Below are 18,303 nucleotides of genomic sequence, written 5' to 3'. Positions count from 1 at the left end.
CTTTTTACATGTAGGAATCTACCTCTCTTAAATCACAGTTTTTAAACCGCCATTCTCAGCATATGAAACATACGTTTAAATTTCAATAGAAAAATTATTTTGAAAACGTTTTTATAAGAAAAATATTATAAAGTGAAACTTTAATCAGTGGGGGCTTCATCCCCCACTGATTAAAGTTTCACCAATCGGGCTTTTACGGGCTGCCCGCCCCCAACCAAACTTCTTTTCTTTCGCTGAATTTTGAGATGAGGATCTTACTGCCCGTTAGAGCGGGATAAACATAGAAAAAGACAGAGTGCTCTCTGCCTTAAAAGCTTATGTTGCCTTTATAACATATTTAGAAAGCATCCACAAGTTAAACCCAACTGAAATCGTATAGCCCGCGTATGTTGAAATGATAAAACTTACATAATCGAAATACGGAAGCAATACAATATTTAAAACTATCTTCACAATAATTCCAATCACTAGTCCTAGCACCGTCTTCTGCTGTTGATTGATTCCTTGTAGCATAGCAGCCGTTACTGTAAAAAGAGAAAATAGTATGCAAGCAGGAGCATAATACTGTAAAATGATTCTCCCCATCTCTGGATCATTTCCAGCACCAAATAAAAGGGTATATACAGGCTTGGCTAACACCATCATTCCAATTGCCGCCGGTACCGTAATTGCTACTACTAATACATTTGTTCTCGTAAAATGTTTGTACAATAGCTTCGTATTTCCTGCTGTGTAAGCTTTCGTCATCTCTGGTACGAGAGACATACTAAAAGCTGTCGCAACGGATACCGGGATAAGCACAACCATTTGAACAAGGCCAATTATCGCATTAATTTTTTCCGCTTCGCCTTGCATATACCCTATCTGTATAAGTAGTTTATTAATTGTAAATGTATCAATCGTCTGATACAACGGAATTGCTAAGCCTACTACAACAAAAGGAATAGAATATGTAAAGAGCTCCTTATAAAGCGAGAAAAAAGATTTTGTTGTTTGTGGTATACTTGCCATTTCTTTTTTCTTTAAGTGCCTTCTCCTTCTCATATAATACGCACTTAAAACAGTTAATCCACCTACAGCTCCCATAAAGGCACCGAACGTTGAAATACCAACTGCTAGCGAAACAGAAGCTTTTAAAACATATAAAACGACAAAGCTTCCTATTAAAATGGTTAAAACCCGAAAAAATTGCTCTACAACTACACTTAATGCAGAAGGCCCCATCGATTGGAATCCTTGAAAGAAGCCCCTTAATAAACTCATTACTGGCACAAGTATTAACGCAAAACTTACAATTTGAATATTAGTAGTAACCGCTCCTACACTATTCCCCGTTTGATCATTCCCATCGATGACAAGTTTAGCTAAATGCGGAGCTAGCATATATAACGTAAAACACGAAATGACTCCCATTATAAACATAAACACGATTCCACTTTTCAACACTCTCTTAACCGTATGATAATCATTCAGTTGATCATATTTTGATACCATCTTTGAAACAGCTAGCGGTAATCCCATTGTTGCTATGCTGAGCATGATGGTATAAGGACGATATGCGTATGTGTATAGAACGTAACCACTCGTACCGACCATCGCTGTAAATGGTATAACATATATAAACCCTAACATTTTTGATATCATCGTTGCCATCGTTAAAAATATCGTTCCACGTATAAACGGTGACCCTTTCATCACATTCCTCCGCTACGCTTTATTATTACACATTATGGACAACTCCTTTTCTTTAGAACTGAAACAAACAAAAAAAGCCAATGAATTATCATTGACTTTAACGCGCTGCTTTTTTCTTTTTGAAATACTTTAAACCAAAGTATAGAGCAATAAAAAGAACAGCTCCTATAATTATGTAATGTGTGTAATCAGATGCATACTCTTTAATTTGTCGCCAATTCCCACCAAGTTTTTCACCTAAGTATATAAATAGAATTGACCATGGAATGATCGCTACAACCGTATAAAGTGTAAATAGTTTTAATGGCATCTTAGCTAGTCCTGCTGGAATAGAGATCGCATGACGTACTACTGGGATAAAGCGCGCAGAAAATATTACGCCTGCTCCATAACGCTTAAACCAACCTTCCGCTATGTCTAAATGATGTTTATTAATAAGTAGATATTTCCCATATTTCTCTACAACCGGACGCCCTCCGTAGTATCCAAGCCAGTATAAAAAGATTTGCGCTAAAGTACCACCAATCGTTCCGGCGATAACTGCACCCACAAAACTAATTTTACCATTCGCTACTAAAAAGCCAGCATACGAAAGTACAATTTCACTCGGGATTACTTCAATCATTAAAGCAAGAGCTACTCCAAAGTAACCTAAGCTTGCAAAAAATTGCAATAACTGATCTATTATGTTTGCTAACATGTTCTTTTTTATCTCCTTTTTTCTTCACATACCATCCCATTATTACATAAAGGCTGCAATCTGCCAATATCTTCATTTTAACAATATGTACAATTCAAGCAGGATTAATCTATTAATTTCTCTTTCTGCGGATCTTTCATGTAGGCAAACATCTCTTTAATTTGGTCTTCTGTATTTCTAGCAATTGATAAATTAGGCAATTCATTTTCACCAAAAAACTCCACCTCTTCTGTTTCAATGCTAGTTTTCTTTTCTCCACCAATAATCTCGCATCCAATGAAAATCTTATATACATGCGTTGCCGATGGAGATGGTTGATGTTTTTCTTTATCAAATATAGCTAGTAACTTAAAATGATCTACCTCATAACCAGTCTCTTCGAAAACTTCTTTTGCTGCAACTTCGGTTGGCGTATAACCGACATCAGCCCATCCACCTGGCAATGCCCATTTCCCATCGCTTTTTTCTTTCACAAATAATAGCTTTTCATTTTGAAAAACAACAGCTCTTATATCAACTTTAGGTGTTTGATAGCCTGTCTCACTTGCAAATAATTTCTCTACGACTTCCCAATCTGTTTTCGTGTAATGTGACATCATTGAAATAGAAATATCTCGTAATTGCTGGAAACGCTCAATATCATACACATCCTTAGAATACGTTAAACCCGCTTGAGCTATAGATTGTATTTGTTTTACCCAATCAATCCATTTAATCGTCATATATCCGCATCCCCATTCTCTATCAAATATATTACTTCATTTTCATTGATACATCTTTATTATACAAAAAAAAAGAGATTGATAACGTTTCAATCTCTTTCAAAATTAATCCAATTCATGTAAGTGGTCTTGTATATACTTTCTTCTTTTATTTATATATTCATAAATCATATCAGCCTCTTGATCAAATGTTTCTAATTTTTCTTTCATGTATGGATCTTGTAGTAAATATGGACGAATCAATTCACACAACCCTTCTACTTTCGGCCTCATAAACGAAACTGTAAATTGATCTTCTAATATTTCTTCTAAAATACTTCGATACTGCTTTCTAAATACAGGTATGTCTAGCAATCTTGCACTCAACGTATTATAACCTTGAATACGAATATATTCATGATTAAGCGGTCTCCCTTGTACATCTCGCCCCCAAGTCGCATCATAATCCCACGGTATAACTTCAAATAAATTTGTTTCATCGTTATGATATAGTGCATAGTTATGAACAAAACCATCAAAGTTTTGCGTAAAAATAACCCCTGCTAACCATCGTAAATATTTATCTACATGTAGAAACTTCCCAATTTCTTTTTCATAGGCTTCCCTCGTCAAAGTATTCGCTTGAAATACAAATTCACTCAGTTGTTCTTCACTATTTTTATTCGAATATTTAAATTCATAACCCGCAAAGAGCTCTGTCTTAACATCTTTATCTCGTTCACTCATTAATGAAAAATTCGCATCATCATCTATCGCATAATAAATAGAACCACTCGGTAATCCTCTATTTTTCAAAAAATTTTCATCAACCGATTCTAACTGTAAGTACACACCTTGAATTTGACCATTAATTTTTATAAATACATGTTGTGATTTTGGCGAAAGTACACCAATATCATGAAAAAAATCTAAAGATAATTTATTTCTTATGAGAGACGGATCCATAAACTCCGAATTCAAATGAAACTCTTTCGCACCTTGAAATTTTTTAGGCTTATAAAACATAACATGATAAGACTTTTTCTCAAATTCGCGAATATGAGCTCCTCGGTATACGATATCAATGTCATATTTCTTTTTTCCATAAGTTAATTTTGCTGGCACTGGACTATCTGACCAAATGTCCTTTTTTAATTCCACTAAGTACATTGGATGAACAAAAAAATCATATGAAGGCAGCATGTTTTCTCATCCCTTCTCAGTTCTCTTCATTCAATGTATGCGCCTTGTCTTGTCCATACATCCGCAATCATCTATTTATATAAAATTACACTCTTGTCCTGTTCAGAAAGATGCCTACATACATATCATGTTAAGGAAAAAGAATACCTTTTCACTTTAATACATGATAAGGAGGATTTCTATGAAACGTGATATTAGAAAAGCTGTTGAAGAAATCAAAAGTGCTGGGATGGAGGATTTCTTACACCAAGATCCAAGTACTTTTGAGTGCGATGATGATTGCACTACAAAAATAGAGTGTAACGAAGATTGTAAATGCCCAAGAACAAGATGTACTCGCGTGAAACATTGTACGTTCGTTACAAAATGTACTCACGTTAAAAAGTGGACATTTGTTACAAAATGTACTCGTGTTCGCGTGCAAAAATGGACGTTCGTTACGAAAGTAACGCGTAGAAAAGAATGCGTTTTAGTTACAAAACGTACTCGTAGAAAGCATTGTACATTCGTTACAAAATGTGTACGCTTTGAAAAGAAATTTTACTGGACTAAACGATGTTACTGTAAAAAATGCGAATTCTTCCCTAATGGACACGGTGGCTCTTGCGACGATTCGTGTGATGACGGAAAGAAATGGAACGATTGCAAAGATGGCAGACATAAATTCCCATCTTGCAAAAATAAGAAATTCGATCACTTCTGGTATAAAAAACGTAACTGCTAGTTTTTATACCACCAAAAAAAGGCCGTTTTGCGGCCTTTTTTACATTTATTGAAAGTGACTTATATCTGCAAATTGTTTCACTTTACCGATACCCTCTTCAAATTCTATTATGCTCAAACTGGCACTATGCATAAATGGATCATCCCACACATTTTCTATTTCAATTCCCGCGAAATGCCCTACAAGTAATTTTGCTGCTGCCGCATGAGACACAATCAATATGTTTTGTCCTTTATGCTTCTCTAAAAGAAGCTGCATCCCTTCAATTACTCTTTCATAAACAGCCTCAAAATTTTCGCCTGATGTTGACTGAAAAAGATGTGGCTCATTCCAAAACAGATGTACTTCTTCTGGAAATTGCTTTTCTATATCCGCGATTGTTTGTCCTTCCCATATACCCATGTTGATTTCATAGAAATGCTCATCCGCTATAATGGGTATATCACGTTCCCCCTTTATTAACTCTGCCGTATGAAGTGTTCTTTCGCTCGGACTACTATAGATCGCATGGATTGGTAAATCTTTCATTCGATTCCCTAATTGTTTCGCCTGAACTATACCATTTTCAGTTAAAGCAGAATTTTTCCGTCCCTGCATTCGCTTCGCTACATTCCACTCTGTTTCACCATGCCTTGTTACATATATAGTTGTTTTCATTTCTTACTCCCCCTCACCATGTTGGTCGTAATTCCCACGGTTCAACTCTCCCTACAATCCACTCCGCTCGTTTACTTTCAATCCCTTTTATAATTCCATCAGCTATCTCTTCATGAGTAAGCCATCTTCCATATGTATCTTCTAAAATAAAGCCTAAGATAATTCTATGATAAATACATCGCGTACTCCCTATTTTTTGTGCAGGCATACGTGATGCTTTACTACCTAAAATATGAAATAAACTATATGTTTTAGACGACAAATCTAGTTCTTTACAAATATTTGATAGTGCATGCTTTGCACTTGTGTGTACCCATGCAACAACTAATGTGATTGGGCCATTTTTCTTAATTGTACTTTTAATAGCTAGCTTTACATCTTCATCATTATGATAATCTAACGAAAGGCATGTAATATTTTCTGGTGCAGAACTCATTCGCTTAACATTTTCTAATTTCACTTCATCTCGCCCGATAATAGAAACATAAAATCCTTTCTCACAAAGCCACATAGAAACTTTCTTTAGCATTCCTGTTCCACCAATTACAAGTGCATGCAAATGCTATCCCTCCCTAATAAAATGTCATATGAGGTTTCTCATCTCTATAATAATTTAAACGGTCTTGCAGTGTCCCTGAGTGAAACTCAAATTTATGACCGTCAGGATCAACAAAGTATATAGATTCGCAATCTCTTACATCACGTTCTCTTCCTTGTAAAATATGAACATCATTTTCTTCTAATCGCTGTATTAGACATTTAAAGTCTTCTTGTTCAACAGAAAATGCAATGTGCGTATAAGATTGATGAATCTCATTTCTCGGAATATGCGTCTCTTCATTAAGCGCTATCCATACTCCACATATGTTAAAATAAGCTAATTTTCTTCCTTTAACTAATAATTCTCCTTCTAATACTTTTTCATAAAACATAATAGAGTTTTCTAAATTAGATACCGAAAAACAAATATGATTGATTCCTCTTAACAACTATAATTCCTCCTTATACAAATAAAAGATGAGCGAAAATTCACTCATCTTTTATTATACTATTTTTTTGTAATATATGCCCATTTATAACTGAAGTCCCCGCCAAACGTATGGTTAGCAATGCCTTTTACAAATGGCTTCTCTAAATAAGCTGTACTTTGTTGGTACGTAGGAGAAATTGCTGCGTCTTGACCAATTAAGATTTTTTCAGCTTCCGCAAGTGCATTCCAGCGTGCTTTATCATCTTTTAATAGCTCTCCTTTTGATTTCGCTACTAAATCATCATACTTCGGATTAGAATAATCCATTTCATTAAATGAGCTTCCAGTAACAAACATATCAATATAAGTCATTGGATCCGGATAATCAGGGCTCCATGCAGATAATGAGAATTCATATTGGAATTTCTTTTCTAAATCTAGCTTCTGCTTGTATGGTTGCTGTTTCAAATTCACTTTAATACCAGGCAAGTTTTTCTCTAGTTCTTCCTTAATAAAGTCGCCTACTTTTTTACGGCTACCGTTATCATCGTTTAGTAATTCAACCGTAATTGTATCTTGACCAAGCTCTTTCTTCGCTTCTTCCCATAATTTTTTTGCTTTCTCTGCGTTATCTTTACTATCACGGAAGTTTTTATTTACAGAGCGGAAATCTTTTCCATCCGGACCTGTCGTGAATTTTTCAGGTACTAAGAAATATGCTGGCAATGAACCGTCATTTAAAATGACATCAGCAATTCCTTTTTTATCGTATGCTAAATCAATCGCTTCACGTACTTTTTGGTTTTTAAATGTTGCATTTTTTTGGTTAAAACGTAAGAAATATATGCGTGGATCTAACTTCGTTTTAAATTCATCTGGCTTATTCTTTTTATATTTATCAACAAATTCAGAAGTTAAAATAACTCGATCTGCTTGATCACTATCATATAAATTTACTCCCGTGCTTGTTTCCTTCACAATACTTACATTAATTTCGTCTAACTTTACAGTATCTTTATCCCAATAATTAGGATTTTTCTTTAACTGATAATTTTGTTCATGTTTCCATTGACTCATTGTAAATGGTCCATTATATACTAATTTATCTGCTTCTAATCCGTATTTATCTCCTTGTTCTTTCACATATTTTTCATTTAATGGGAAAAATGTAGGGAACGACGTAAGTTCAAGAAAATAAGGTGCTGGTTGCTCTAATTCTACTACCAACGTTTTATCATCCTTCGCTTTAACACCCAATTGATCTGCTGGTAATTCACCTTTATTTACTTTCTGTGCATTTTTCACATCAAATAAAATGAATGCATATTCTGCCGCTATTGCTTTGTCTAATGTACGTTGCCATGCATATACAAAATCTTGTGCTCGAACTGGATCACCATTTGACCATTTCGCATCACGTAATTCAAATGTATATGTCTTTTTATCTTCACTAATCTTCACATCTTTTGCCATACCTGGTGTTGGTTTATTATCTTTATCTAGACGATATAAACCTTCCATTGCATTTACAAATACACGGAAAGATACAGAATCCGTTGATTTAGACGTATCCATTGAAGGAATTTCAGCTGTTTCTAGCAAATTTAAAACTTGTTTATCTGCCATTCCCTTATTCGATTCTTTCTTCGTTGTCGAAGCCTTCTCACCATTCCCACACCCTGCAACCAATACACTCGTCGTTAACGCAAGTGCAGCAATTGTTGTTGTCTTTCTCTTCATTCTTCCTTCCCCCAATCTATATGTATAAGTTAAATCCTATATAATATATTTTATTATACAAAAGATTCTGATTATTTTAAATATTTATTTTAACAAACATAGAAAAAAGCGATCGGAAATTTCTTTCCAGCCGCTTTCTTGAATAGCATTTACTTGTAATCCATCCTCTATATCAAATGGATTTTGAACTTTAAATATTTCTTCCATCAGCTTCAAAAACTCTTCTTCAGTTTTAGATTCACCATTAACCATAAGTGAGTATGGTTCCACTTCACCTAATTTATAATCGACAACAAATTGAATCTTCACCTTTTGTCTTGGCGTTCCGGTGTTATATCCTTGGAATTCTACTAATTCTAACCCTTCCGTTCCACGATAATATATCCAACCTGAATTTTGAAAATAATTTTCGAAAGATTCACCTATTGAAAAGAAAGGATATTCATAAAGCGAGCTTGTACGAACCTTTTGAATAACGTCTCGATCAGTTGGAAAAAAGAAATGACTAAAAAATATGCTAGCAACTGCTAAAATAGTAACAATTGTCGCTCCCATTTTGCTCGTTCCGCCGCTATCATTGATTAGATAGTTTTCAACTGATTTATCTTTTATTTCTCTTGCTTTTATTCGGTATATACGTCTTTCCGCAAATTGATAGTATAATCCATTTGCAAAAATCCCCATTCCAAACAGAATAAAAATGAGTAATAAAAACGTAAGAGGCACCATATTAATGATTGGCAACGCTACATTAAATCCCATATAATACGAAAATGCATCACACGCTACTAATAACAACATAAATAAAGCAGCTGGTACATAATACTTACGATATCCTAGCCAGCCTATATTGAAAATAGCAGCCCAACCATTCCAGCTCCACCTAGCAATCCGCTTATTCTCAAGCTCCCATTTCCTTTTGTAATACGGATATTGTCTCCCTACATATACTTCTAGTTCTTTATCTATTAACGAGCTACCTTCCTCTTGTTCATTATCCAAGTTTCGCTGACAACTTGCACAATTTAACTGTTCCTCCTCGCAAGATTGCCCACAATTTATACATTTCAAAACAATCCCTCTTCCCATTCATACGTCATTTCAAAATACCTTCGTGTTTTAATAACCACTCTTTCCTCCATAAACCACCAGCATATCCAACAAGCTTTCCACTCTTTCCTATTACACGGTGACATGGAACAATTATTGAAATTGGATTCCGACTATTTGCCCCTCCTATTGCCCGTACAGCTTTTGTATTTCCAACTTTCTCTGCAATATCTAAATATGAAGCACTTACGCCGTATGGAATAGTATAAAGTGCATCCCATACATTTTTTTGAAATGCTGTTCCCTCCGCAGACAGCGGGACCGTAAACTCTTTTCTTTTCCCTTTAAAATATTCATCTAACTCATTTATACATTGTTCTATCATTTCATTTTTATTTTCTTCTTGTCGTTCATCAACAAATATAACAGACGTAATTCCTTCTTGATTCGCTGTAATTTCAAGCAAACCTACTTCGCTTTCATAATAAGCCTGGTACATATGCCATCCTCCAATTCAGTTCATATTAGTCATTGTAACACGAATATACAAAATTTTTCGTATAAGCGTTTTATTAGAGAAACAAAAAAGAGAATGATACAATGTAAGAAAATTCAATCTAGGAGGCTATTGGATGAATTCCGAACTTTTTTCACCTTATACAATTAAGGACGTTACATTAAAAAACCGGATTGTTATGTCACCTATGTGCATGTATTCATCGGAAAACGGGGATGGCCAAGTAACGAATTTCCATCTCATTCATTATGGAACAAGAGCTGCCGGTCAAGTTGGTTTAGTTATGATTGAAGCAACAGCCGTGTTACCTGAAGGTCGAATTTCAAATAAAGACTTAGGCATTTGGGATAACAGTTTAATTGAAGGCTTACATAAAACGACTACTTTTATACATGATAATGGTGCAAAAGCTGCCATTCAACTCGCTCACGCCGGAAGAAAAGCAGAACTAGAAACAGATGCGTTAGCTCCTTCAGCCATTCCATTTAATGAAACAATGAAAATGCCAATAGAAATGAGCAAACACCAAATTAAAGATACCGTATTAGCTTTTCAGCAAGCTGCAGTACGATCAAAACAAGCTGGATTTGATGTTATTGAAATACACGGTGCTCACGGTTATCTTATTAATGAATTTCTTTCTCCGCTTTCCAATAAGCGGACTGATGAATATGGTGGTTCACCTGAAAACCGCTATCGTTTCTTACGCGAAATCATTGACTCGATAAATGAAGTTTGGGACGGACCAATATTCGTTCGTATTTCAGCAAATGATTATCATCCTGACGGGCTAACGGTTCAAGATTACGTTCAGTATACAAAGTGGATGAAAGAACAGGGAATAGATTTAATCGATTGTAGTTCTGGCGCAGTTGTACCAGCACATATTGATGTGTATCCCGGTTATCAAGTACAATATGCCAAACATATTAAAGAGCATGCTAACATTGCAACTGGTGCAGTTGGATTGATTACGACCGGAGTACAAGCAGAGCAAATTTTAAATAATAACGAAGCAGATTTAATTTTTATCGGACGTGAATTACTTCGCAATCCGTATTTTCCGAGAATAGCGGCCAATGAACTTGGCTTTGAATTGCAAGAACCTCACCAATATAAGCGAGCACCAGGAAAAATTCATACGAATAAATAAAGCCACGAAGAATATGTAAGACTGAACCTAAAATAATTAAAGATATACTACAGGACAACACATGTTGTTTAACAATGTTGTTTTAAGGTGTATCAACACTTTGCTTGATACACCTATTTTTTATGTTTTTATCACCCATTTATCACTACATTCATTAAGTCAACAAATATGTTATGTCCTTTCTTTTAAAACTGCCCTCTTTACTTTAAGTACAATACTTCACGATTTTTCCACCTAAATAAATTCACTCTCTTAAAAGTGTTATCCATGTGAAAAAATACCACCTTATTAAAGAAAGGCCTTTGATAGTGAGAGTAATAAAATAGATAAATAGAAACAACTTAGTTTATTTCTATTCAAATAACGCAACCGTTGTAGCTTGAAATTATTTATACTTGCTTTAATTGTAATATAAGTTTAGACACAGCACTGTCTAGAAAATATGTAGATTTGCAACGTTAAGAAAGTTTCAGTGAACTAAGGGGATCTAATAAGGTCAATCTCTATATACTAAAATATCATTCTCCTAGTAGGAGTCACTATATCAAAAAAGAAAATAGTAGCTTCGAACACAATTTAGACACAAAACATCCGATTCACAATTAAATATACCATTATGTTAAATGACTAAATAATACAAACGGTATGAAGAGAATTTCTAGTCTTTTCATACCGTTTTACGTTTGTTCTTAAGTTTCATACGAAATTCGTGGAAAGAAAGCAGCATCTATTTTTATAAATAAGGCTCAAAAGTTACCATACCTGACAACGGAAATATTAATGTAACCCTAGTTCCCTTATTAACTTCAGAATCAATGGTAATTTTCATACCTAATTTTGAGCACAGTTTTTCGCATAGATACAAGCCCATTCCTGTACTTTTGCTAAATCTTCTTCCATTCTCTCCAGTAAATCCTTTTTCAAAAACTCTATTTATATCTTTAGTTACTATCCCTACGCCATTATCCTCTATAGTTAATATTACTGAGTTAGTTTTCTTAATTGAGTATATACGTATCATTTGTTCTTTGTTATTTGAGTACTTTATAGAATTTACTATTATTTGATTAATAATAAATTCAACCCATTTTACATCACTATATACAATCTCATCAATACCCTGTATATCTAATTTTATTCTCTTATGAATAAAATCCCTATAGTTTCTTTTAATTACATTCCTTACTACATTATCAAGATTGATTGGCTTTATCATATAGTCTTTATTCACGTTAGAGCTTCGAGAATAATACAGAACCTGTTCAACAAACCCCTCAATCCGATCCATTTGAGAGTCAATTTTATTCGTTACTTCATTTTGATTATTTTCAATAATAAGCTTTGTAGAAGCTATTGGTGTCTTAATTTCATGCACCCATGTCTCTATATATTCTCTGTAATCCAATTGCATATCTCTATAATAATTTACATTTTCATGCATATCTCTACTTACTTCTTTCAGTATAGCGTTAAGCTTTTTCCCATGTATAAAGTTTGCTTCCTTTACTACCTCTGGAAGTAAGTATTTTTTCTCCAAGTTTTCTAATATACCGTTAATCTCATTATAATAAATTTTACATTTTATAAATTCTATAACCATATATGAAATCAATGGAAAAAACCAAATACAAAAGACAAAGAATATGATAATGAGCGGAACATGCGCAGTCAGCAATATACCTGCTAGTATGATATATACCAGTACATTAGATAGTATTACTACTATTTTATCTTTAATAAATTCACCTATATTCATGGCATTATATACCCTAAGCTTCTTCTTGTTGCAATTGGATTTTCTATACCTATCTCTTCAAGCTTTTTTCTTAATCTATTAATATTAACAGTTAAGGTGCTATCATCCACAAAATAATCAGATTTCCATAAAGTTTCTATGAGTGAATCTCTTTTTACAATATTTCCGCGATTATTTATTAAGCATGAGAGTATTTTAACTTCATTTTTAGTTAATTCTACAGACTTGTCTTGATAAGTAACTGTTGCATTTGAAAGATTTAAATTAAAATCTCTATAAATTAAGATATGATTCGTCTTGAAATCTCCAGTTGTTCTTCTTAAAATGTTTGTTACTCTTGCTAATAGTATTTCTGTATTATAAGGCTTTGTTATAAAATCATCTGCTCCTAAATTCATACTTATTAGTTCATCGACATCACTATCTCTACTTGTAACCATGATGATTGGAACATCTGAAGTTTTACGTATTTCTCTGCATATATAATAGCCATCGAACACAGGAAGATTTATGTCTAGTAATATAAGGTCTGCATTCTCAATTTCTATATATTCGATAATATGATTAAAATCAGTAGGAGCCTTTACTTCATATCCATACTTTATAAAAAAATGTTGTAATTCTTCTCTGATGATTTCATCATCTTCAATCAGAATGATTTTTTTCATGATTTTTCCCTTCCTATATAGAATATAAGGCTATTACATCTTGAGAAACAAAGTGTAATAGCCTTAATGAGCATTATAAAATTAAGTATTACTTTTTACAATATTTTTATACCCGACATATGTCGTGTAGAAATATCCTACATACACTACAAGAAATACTAAGCCAGTCATCAATGCTGGTAAAATAATTTCTGTTTGTTGAAATGCGTTAATAAAATCATTGACTACATAAATTCCAACTACAGAATGAATTAGGGCCAGAATAACTGGAAGACTAAAGTATACGAAAGTTTGAATAAAAATCGTTTTGTCGATCATTGCTCCGTTTGAACCAATTCTCTTCAATGATTTATATCGATCTATGCTATCACTGGCTTCTGATAATTGTTGAAGAGCTAATACAGCCATACTCGTTATTAAAAATACAATACCTATATATATCCCAATAAACAGTATGATAGTTTTCAATCCCTTACTTTCTGCACAAACTTCATCCTTTGATTTGCCAGCTATACGATTAATATTTAATTTCGGGCCATTTTCGTCATAAAAGCCCCGTGCAACGTTATCATATTTTTTATTATATTCTTTTCTATTTCCATCTAAATAATTTACATTAAGTACGGATTCAGTAATTTTGTAGCCTGATAAAAACTCATCATTTATAACGATTGTGAAGTAATTAGTTCGCACATCAGAAGTGTAAAGATTCTCTTGTATAACTTTAGCGTTTTTTACCGAATATTCTTTTTCTTTAATATTCATCTTATTGCTATTTTTTAATCTATCATTTGTCGAATTAACAAACCGGCCTTCATTTGATAAAAGTAAAATTTCATTGTTATTTAAAGTGATTTCCTTTTCACCTTTAAGATTTAAAATTTTATTATAATCAGATACTTTAATAAAATCTATACTCATATTATAATCTTTAAGTTCTGGTACAAAGTCCACCACTTCCATCCCTGTTCGATATACATTATAAGATATATATTTTTCGTTATTACTTATTTTAAAATTAGCTTTCTTTAATACTTCTTCTATAGTGTAACTTTCATCCTTATTCTCCAACGTAATACTGGCATCAAATGGTGTTACTTCTTTCGTTGTTGCGTCCATCATTCTGTTAAAGCTGATTCCTGTAGATAAAGCCACCATTGTGAGGCATAACATTAAACAGATTACAGACATGGATATAAAATTTGTATTAACCTTACTATTTATTTGTTTGATGATAAATATATTTAAACCTTTAAAATAGACTTTTTTATTCTTCTTTACAACATATAATATAAATCCAGATAAACTAAAGAAAAACAGCAATGTACCTAATATGCCAAGAAGGATTGATACCACGAGCATAGGATTAGTAAAATTCAATCCGATTTTTAGTACAGTCACATATGCATATCCAAGTGATGCTACACACATAATAAATGTGATTACATAGATAAGAGGATTTCTAAATTTTACATCTTCATTTTTTCTACCTGCTGTTAACATATCAATTATTTTGTATTTAGAAACAACATATATATTAAATAACATAACAAGCAAAAACATGATTCCAAAGTATAATACGCTTTTACCTATAGCACTTGTTGAAATTATAAATTTATATTTATTGATGGGCAATTCAAATAACTTTAATGCAAATGTAGATAATCCCTGCGATACTCCCATACCTATTATAAGTCCACTCACTAAAGATATAATGCCAACTAGAAATGTCTCTGTTACTAATATTCTGGATATGTTTCTTCTTCCCATACCTAAAGTCATGTATATTCCTAATTCTTTTTTACGTTTTTTAATTAAGAAATTATTTGCATACAATATTAAACCACCTAATATTACTGATACAAATACTGACACATTTGAGATAGCGTTCATTACTGTTGGCACATACTTTCTATCTGAAGCGTTAATTTCCATAAGTGCCTTTTGTGATTCTATTGAGTTAAAGCTATAAAATATACAAACAGCCAGTGTTAGTGTTAAGAAATATATCGCATAATCTTTAAAACTTTTCTTTACATTCCCAATAGCAATCTTAGAGTACATTATTATCGTCACCTCCAAGAAGGGTTATAACTTCGATAATTTTAGTGAAGAATTCTTTTCTGGAATCATTTCCTCTTACCAACTCGATAAATATTTTGCCATCATTAATAAAAAGAATTCTACGAGCATAGCTTGCTGTAAATGCATCATGAGTAACCATAAGTATTGTAGCTTTTAAATCCTTATTAAGACTTTCAAATCTTTCGAGTAATAATCTAGCTGATTTAGAATCTAACGAACCTGTTGGTTCATCTGCAAGTACTAAAGATGGATCTGTTACGATAGCTCTTGCCGAAGCAACCCTTTGTTTTTGTCCACCTGATATTTGATAAGGGTATTTGCTTAATACTTGTTCAATGTCTAAATATTTTGCAACTGCTTGTATTTTGCCATCAATTTTTGAACTTTCCTCACCTTTTATAGTTAAAGCTAGGGCAATATTTTCATAAGCAGTAAGAGTATCTAATAAATTAAAGTCCTGAAATACAAACCCTAATTCATTTTTTCTAAACTTGTCTAGTGACTTTGATTTTAACCGAGTAATGTCACTATTATTGATTATTATTTTTCCCGTCGTAACATTATCAATCGTTGATATACAGTTAAGTAATGTCGTTTTGCCACTTCCTGAGGGCCCCATTATCCCAACAAATTCTCCCTCATCTACCTTAAAACTAATATTATCTATAGCCTTTGTTACATTATCTTTATTACCATAATATTTTTCAATTTTTTCTACACTTAATATATTTCGCATTAATACTTCTCCTTTTTCATTATAAAAATTCTTTAACTCCCCTTCATTTTATATAATTTCATTAATAGTATCGGTGGAATTACATTTCATTAACATTACATTTTTGTTATATTGAGTGATACCTCTACATGTAAGTTATCAGAAATCGCGATGGTAAACGTAAGGTCTATTCGATGCCTTAACCAAATGGGCTGATAAATGTAGGGATTATCGTTTCTGGTGCAAAAATGATAAAACTTATGTAATTATAGGTTATAAAAAAACTCTAGATTTTCTATGTAACATAGAAAATCTAGAGTTTTCATTCCGAATATTGATTAAACATACTTTATCTACGTTTGGCAAACATATTAGAGCAAGAACTTTACTATTAATAAAATATCATTAATTTTCTCCCAAAAAAATATTTTAGATCAAAGGACTAATTATCCATTTCTAATCTAACCTAATCTTAAAGTTCAAATTTTATTTAGAAACCCATATCTTTTTTGTTTTTTAAGCATAATTTTAATCCTAAACCAATTACCACAACCACAATTTTGGATAAGAAAATGTCATTTTCCCTAGCAATAGAGGCATCTATTGAAATTGTTTCTTTCAGCTTTTGAATCGCATCAGCTGACATTCCGATCATCTCAGATTTATGTTCTTTTAACATTTCTGTACCATAAAATCAGGCGTATTTGGGACGTATGAGGGATAAAAATAGAATTAAGATCATAAATTGGCGTGATAAAAGAAGTGGATTCCCCACTCTTCTTTCATTTTAGTATAAGTGTTAAACAACATGTATTTACTGTTAATCCAAGACTAAAACCCTATTTCCTTCGTCTTTCAGTAAAAGTCATTCTTCTCGGTTTTATTTATTCTATTGTTGTAATTTCATTTGAATTATAAGTATGGATACCTGATTCTTCTCGCAGCGCGGTTATATACATCCCTTTCGCCACATCTTTAGCTGAAATTGGTTTATATTTTTTAAAAGCTCCTTTAAAGATAAACGGAATAATACGAGATAACTTTTCAGCCATTCGTTCGCCGAAACGAAATTCTTGTCGATTTCCTACTAATAATGATGGTCTAAAAATGTGAATACCACCAATCACTAACTTTTGCAATTCTTCTTCCATTTTTCCTTTCACTTGTGAATAAAAGAAGAATGATTTAGGATTCGCTCCCATAGAAGACACGACAAGGAAATTTTGTACCCCTTGTTTTTCAGCTAAACACGCAGCTCGTAACGTATATTCATAATCTACTTTTTTAAAATTTGCTTTTGTTTTTGCTTTTTTTATTGTTGTTCCTAAGCAACTAAAAACATCATCCACAGCAAAGAACTCTTTATATTCCTCTAATACCGAAAAATCAACTTGTTTCTGCTGTAACTTCTCATGTTGCAATTGCATTGGCTCTCTTACAAAAATAGTAACCGAATCGTAGTAATCTGATTCAAGTAATAGACGCGTTATCTCTTGTCCAACTAAACCACTTGCACCAAGTATTAACGCTGTTCGCTTATTCATATATGCATATACCTCTTATTTTACTTTTCTCTCCTTTAGTAAAATACAACCTTTAGGAGTTTCCTGCTCTTATTTTACCACAAGTAAAACACTATGCGTACGCATAGTGCTTTACTCACTCTTTTTTCTCATCTCTCTCTTGTAATTTCGTTATTGTTGTAGCGTCCCCTAAATTACTTATTAATCTTCTTAAAAAAATTAATACGAAAGATAATGGCAATACTACCGCTAATATTAATAAAATAGCTTCCATTAAGTAACCCAAGCGCTCATCCCCCTCTTTACCTCCTTTTCAATATATGAAAACAGCGTTGTCACATATGCATGCATTTGCAAAAATAATACACCTATATTTGACAACTTTATAACAAAAACAAATCGGAATGATTATTATTTATTGCAACTTTATTAAAGATGTATTATAC

At 32.8% G+C, this 18,303-nt stretch carries 19 protein-coding genes; 2 read left to right on the top strand and 17 right to left on the bottom strand.

Features of this window, described 5'->3' with window-relative positions; translation table 11 throughout:
- Nucleotides 1–315: 315 nt before the first annotated feature.
- From GBN78_RS22950 to cotH, 4 genes are all read right to left on the bottom strand, one after another.
- The gene (locus GBN78_RS22950; RefSeq protein WP_152127732.1) at nucleotides 316–1,695 is read right to left on the bottom strand and encodes a putative polysaccharide biosynthesis protein; all 1,380 of its coding nucleotides are present in this window, start codon (nucleotides 1,693–1,695) and stop codon (nucleotides 316–318) included.
- A gap of 97 nt (nucleotides 1,696–1,792) precedes the next feature.
- Nucleotides 1,793–2,395 carry an undecaprenyl phosphate transporter UptA gene (gene uptA, locus GBN78_RS22945; RefSeq protein WP_000880691.1) on the bottom strand — a complete coding sequence of 201 codons (603 nt, stop codon included), beginning with the start codon at nucleotides 2,393–2,395 and terminating at the stop codon, nucleotides 1,793–1,795.
- A 104-nt stretch (nucleotides 2,396–2,499) separates the two neighbouring features.
- Nucleotides 2,500–3,117: an NUDIX hydrolase N-terminal domain-containing protein gene (locus tag GBN78_RS22940; RefSeq protein WP_000153584.1), complete on the bottom strand. Its 618-nt coding sequence runs from the start codon at nucleotides 3,115–3,117 to the stop codon at nucleotides 2,500–2,502.
- Nucleotides 3,118–3,222: 105 nt separating this feature from the next.
- Nucleotides 3,223–4,299 (bottom strand): spore coat protein CotH, encoded by a 1,077-nt coding sequence (gene cotH / locus GBN78_RS22935; protein ID WP_000937999.1) that lies wholly within the window; start codon nucleotides 4,297–4,299, stop codon nucleotides 3,223–3,225.
- A 181-nt stretch (nucleotides 4,300–4,480) separates the two neighbouring features.
- Between cotH and exsB the strand changes: the two genes are divergently transcribed.
- On the top strand, nucleotides 4,481–5,023 hold the full coding sequence (gene exsB, locus GBN78_RS22930) for an exosporium protein ExsB (RefSeq protein ID WP_000817485.1): 543 nt from the start codon (nucleotides 4,481–4,483) through the stop codon (nucleotides 5,021–5,023).
- 45 nt (nucleotides 5,024–5,068) lie between these two features.
- On the opposite strand, the gene GBN78_RS22925 is transcribed toward exsB, so the two are convergent.
- From GBN78_RS22925 to GBN78_RS22900, 6 genes are all read right to left on the bottom strand, one after another.
- Entirely contained in the window at nucleotides 5,069–5,680 is a 612-nt protein-coding gene (locus tag GBN78_RS22925) for a phosphoserine phosphatase 1 (protein WP_000858827.1), read from the bottom strand.
- Nucleotides 5,681–5,693: 13 nt separating this feature from the next.
- A complete protein-coding gene (locus GBN78_RS22920; RefSeq protein WP_016117649.1) occupies nucleotides 5,694–6,239 on the bottom strand; it encodes a short-chain dehydrogenase in 546 nt (181 codons plus the stop codon).
- A gap of 13 nt (nucleotides 6,240–6,252) precedes the next feature.
- Nucleotides 6,253–6,669, bottom strand: coding sequence for a FosBx1 family fosfomycin resistance bacillithiol transferase (fosB, locus tag GBN78_RS22915; protein ID WP_000943769.1), 417 nt, complete (start codon nucleotides 6,667–6,669; stop codon nucleotides 6,253–6,255).
- 59 nt (nucleotides 6,670–6,728) lie between these two features.
- Nucleotides 6,729–8,390 (bottom strand): peptide ABC transporter substrate-binding protein, encoded by a 1,662-nt coding sequence (locus GBN78_RS22910; RefSeq protein WP_000824273.1) that lies wholly within the window; start codon nucleotides 8,388–8,390, stop codon nucleotides 6,729–6,731.
- Nucleotides 8,391–8,474: 84 nt separating this feature from the next.
- Nucleotides 8,475–9,479 carry a DUF2628 domain-containing protein gene (locus tag GBN78_RS22905; RefSeq protein WP_080480394.1) on the bottom strand — a complete coding sequence of 335 codons (1,005 nt, stop codon included), beginning with the start codon at nucleotides 9,477–9,479 and terminating at the stop codon, nucleotides 8,475–8,477.
- 7 nt (nucleotides 9,480–9,486) lie between these two features.
- On the bottom strand, nucleotides 9,487–9,939 hold the full coding sequence (locus GBN78_RS22900) for a methylated-DNA--[protein]-cysteine S-methyltransferase (protein WP_000283913.1): 453 nt from the start codon (nucleotides 9,937–9,939) through the stop codon (nucleotides 9,487–9,489).
- A gap of 133 nt (nucleotides 9,940–10,072) precedes the next feature.
- On the opposite strand from GBN78_RS22900, the gene namA reads away from it, so the two are divergent.
- Nucleotides 10,073–11,110, top strand: a complete 1,038-nt coding sequence (namA, locus tag GBN78_RS22895; protein WP_001083646.1) for an NADPH dehydrogenase NamA — start codon at nucleotides 10,073–10,075, stop codon at nucleotides 11,108–11,110.
- Between the two features lie 733 nt (nucleotides 11,111–11,843).
- Here namA and GBN78_RS22890 read toward each other — a convergent pair.
- From GBN78_RS22890 to GBN78_RS30370, 7 genes are all read right to left on the bottom strand, one after another.
- On the bottom strand, nucleotides 11,844–12,866 hold the full coding sequence (locus GBN78_RS22890; RefSeq protein WP_069604212.1) for a sensor histidine kinase: 1,023 nt from the start codon (nucleotides 12,864–12,866) through the stop codon (nucleotides 11,844–11,846).
- A complete protein-coding gene (locus GBN78_RS22885) occupies nucleotides 12,863–13,534 on the bottom strand; it encodes a response regulator transcription factor (protein WP_069604211.1) in 672 nt (223 codons plus the stop codon). Before GBN78_RS22885 ends, GBN78_RS22890 begins: the two co-directional genes overlap by 4 nt.
- Nucleotides 13,535–13,615: 81 nt before the next feature.
- A complete protein-coding gene (locus GBN78_RS22880; RefSeq protein WP_152127731.1) occupies nucleotides 13,616–15,598 on the bottom strand; it encodes an FtsX-like permease family protein in 1,983 nt (660 codons plus the stop codon).
- Nucleotides 15,588–16,355 (bottom strand): ABC transporter ATP-binding protein, encoded by a 768-nt coding sequence (locus GBN78_RS22875; RefSeq protein WP_069604209.1) that lies wholly within the window; start codon nucleotides 16,353–16,355, stop codon nucleotides 15,588–15,590. The genes GBN78_RS22880 and GBN78_RS22875 overlap by 11 nt, the downstream gene beginning before the upstream one ends.
- Before the next feature lie 469 nt (nucleotides 16,356–16,824).
- Nucleotides 16,825–16,980, bottom strand: a complete 156-nt coding sequence (locus GBN78_RS30375; protein ID WP_170965743.1) for a hypothetical protein — start codon at nucleotides 16,978–16,980, stop codon at nucleotides 16,825–16,827.
- Nucleotides 16,981–17,218: 238 nt separating this feature from the next.
- On the bottom strand, nucleotides 17,219–17,878 hold the full coding sequence (locus GBN78_RS22870; protein ID WP_001042736.1) for an oxidoreductase: 660 nt from the start codon (nucleotides 17,876–17,878) through the stop codon (nucleotides 17,219–17,221).
- A gap of 115 nt (nucleotides 17,879–17,993) precedes the next feature.
- Nucleotides 17,994–18,143, bottom strand: coding sequence for a hypothetical protein (locus GBN78_RS30370; protein WP_000540932.1), 150 nt, complete (start codon nucleotides 18,141–18,143; stop codon nucleotides 17,994–17,996).
- Between the last annotated feature and the right edge of the window lie 160 nt (nucleotides 18,144–18,303).

Source organism: Bacillus sp. B2-WWTP-C-10-Post-4, from assembly GCF_009183805.1.
GTDB classification, from domain to species: Bacteria; Bacillota; Bacilli; order Bacillales; family Bacillaceae_G; genus Bacillus_A; species Bacillus_A cereus.
The sequence above is the reverse complement of the archived record's forward strand: the minus strand, read 5'-3'. Positions and strand labels throughout refer to the sequence as shown.

Coding starts and splice junctions, on each gene's coding strand:
- GBN78_RS22950 (WP_152127732.1), bottom strand. CDS start 1,695: ATGAAAGGGTCACCGTTTATACGTGGAACGATATTTTTAACGATGGCA.
- uptA (WP_000880691.1), bottom strand. CDS start 2,395: ATGTTAGCAAACATAATAGATCAGTTATTGCAATTTTTTGCAAGCTTA.
- GBN78_RS22940 (WP_000153584.1), bottom strand. CDS start 3,117: ATGACGATTAAATGGATTGATTGGGTAAAACAAATACAATCTATAGCT.
- cotH (WP_000937999.1), bottom strand. CDS start 4,299: ATGCTGCCTTCATATGATTTTTTTGTTCATCCAATGTACTTAGTGGAA.
- exsB (WP_000817485.1), top strand. CDS start 4,481: ATGAAACGTGATATTAGAAAAGCTGTTGAAGAAATCAAAAGTGCTGGG.
- GBN78_RS22925 (WP_000858827.1), bottom strand. CDS start 5,680: ATGAAAACAACTATATATGTAACAAGGCATGGTGAAACAGAGTGGAAT.
- GBN78_RS22910 (WP_000824273.1), bottom strand. CDS start 8,390: ATGAAGAGAAAGACAACAACAATTGCTGCACTTGCGTTAACGACGAGT.
- GBN78_RS22905 (WP_080480394.1), bottom strand. CDS start 9,479: ATGGGAAGAGGGATTGTTTTGAAATGTATAAATTGTGGGCAATCTTGC.
- GBN78_RS22900 (WP_000283913.1), bottom strand. CDS start 9,939: ATGTACCAGGCTTATTATGAAAGCGAAGTAGGTTTGCTTGAAATTACA.
- namA (WP_001083646.1), top strand. CDS start 10,073: ATGAATTCCGAACTTTTTTCACCTTATACAATTAAGGACGTTACATTA.
- GBN78_RS22890 (WP_069604212.1), bottom strand. CDS start 12,866: ATGAATATAGGTGAATTTATTAAAGATAAAATAGTAGTAATACTATCT.
- GBN78_RS22885 (WP_069604211.1), bottom strand. CDS start 13,534: ATGAAAAAAATCATTCTGATTGAAGATGATGAAATCATCAGAGAAGAA.
- GBN78_RS22880 (WP_152127731.1), bottom strand. CDS start 15,598: ATGTACTCTAAGATTGCTATTGGGAATGTAAAGAAAAGTTTTAAAGAT.
- GBN78_RS22875 (WP_069604209.1), bottom strand. CDS start 16,355: ATGCGAAATATATTAAGTGTAGAAAAAATTGAAAAATATTATGGTAAT.
- GBN78_RS30375 (WP_170965743.1), bottom strand. CDS start 16,980: ATGTCAGCTGATGCGATTCAAAAGCTGAAAGAAACAATTTCAATAGAT.
- GBN78_RS22870 (WP_001042736.1), bottom strand. CDS start 17,878: ATGAATAAGCGAACAGCGTTAATACTTGGTGCAAGTGGTTTAGTTGGA.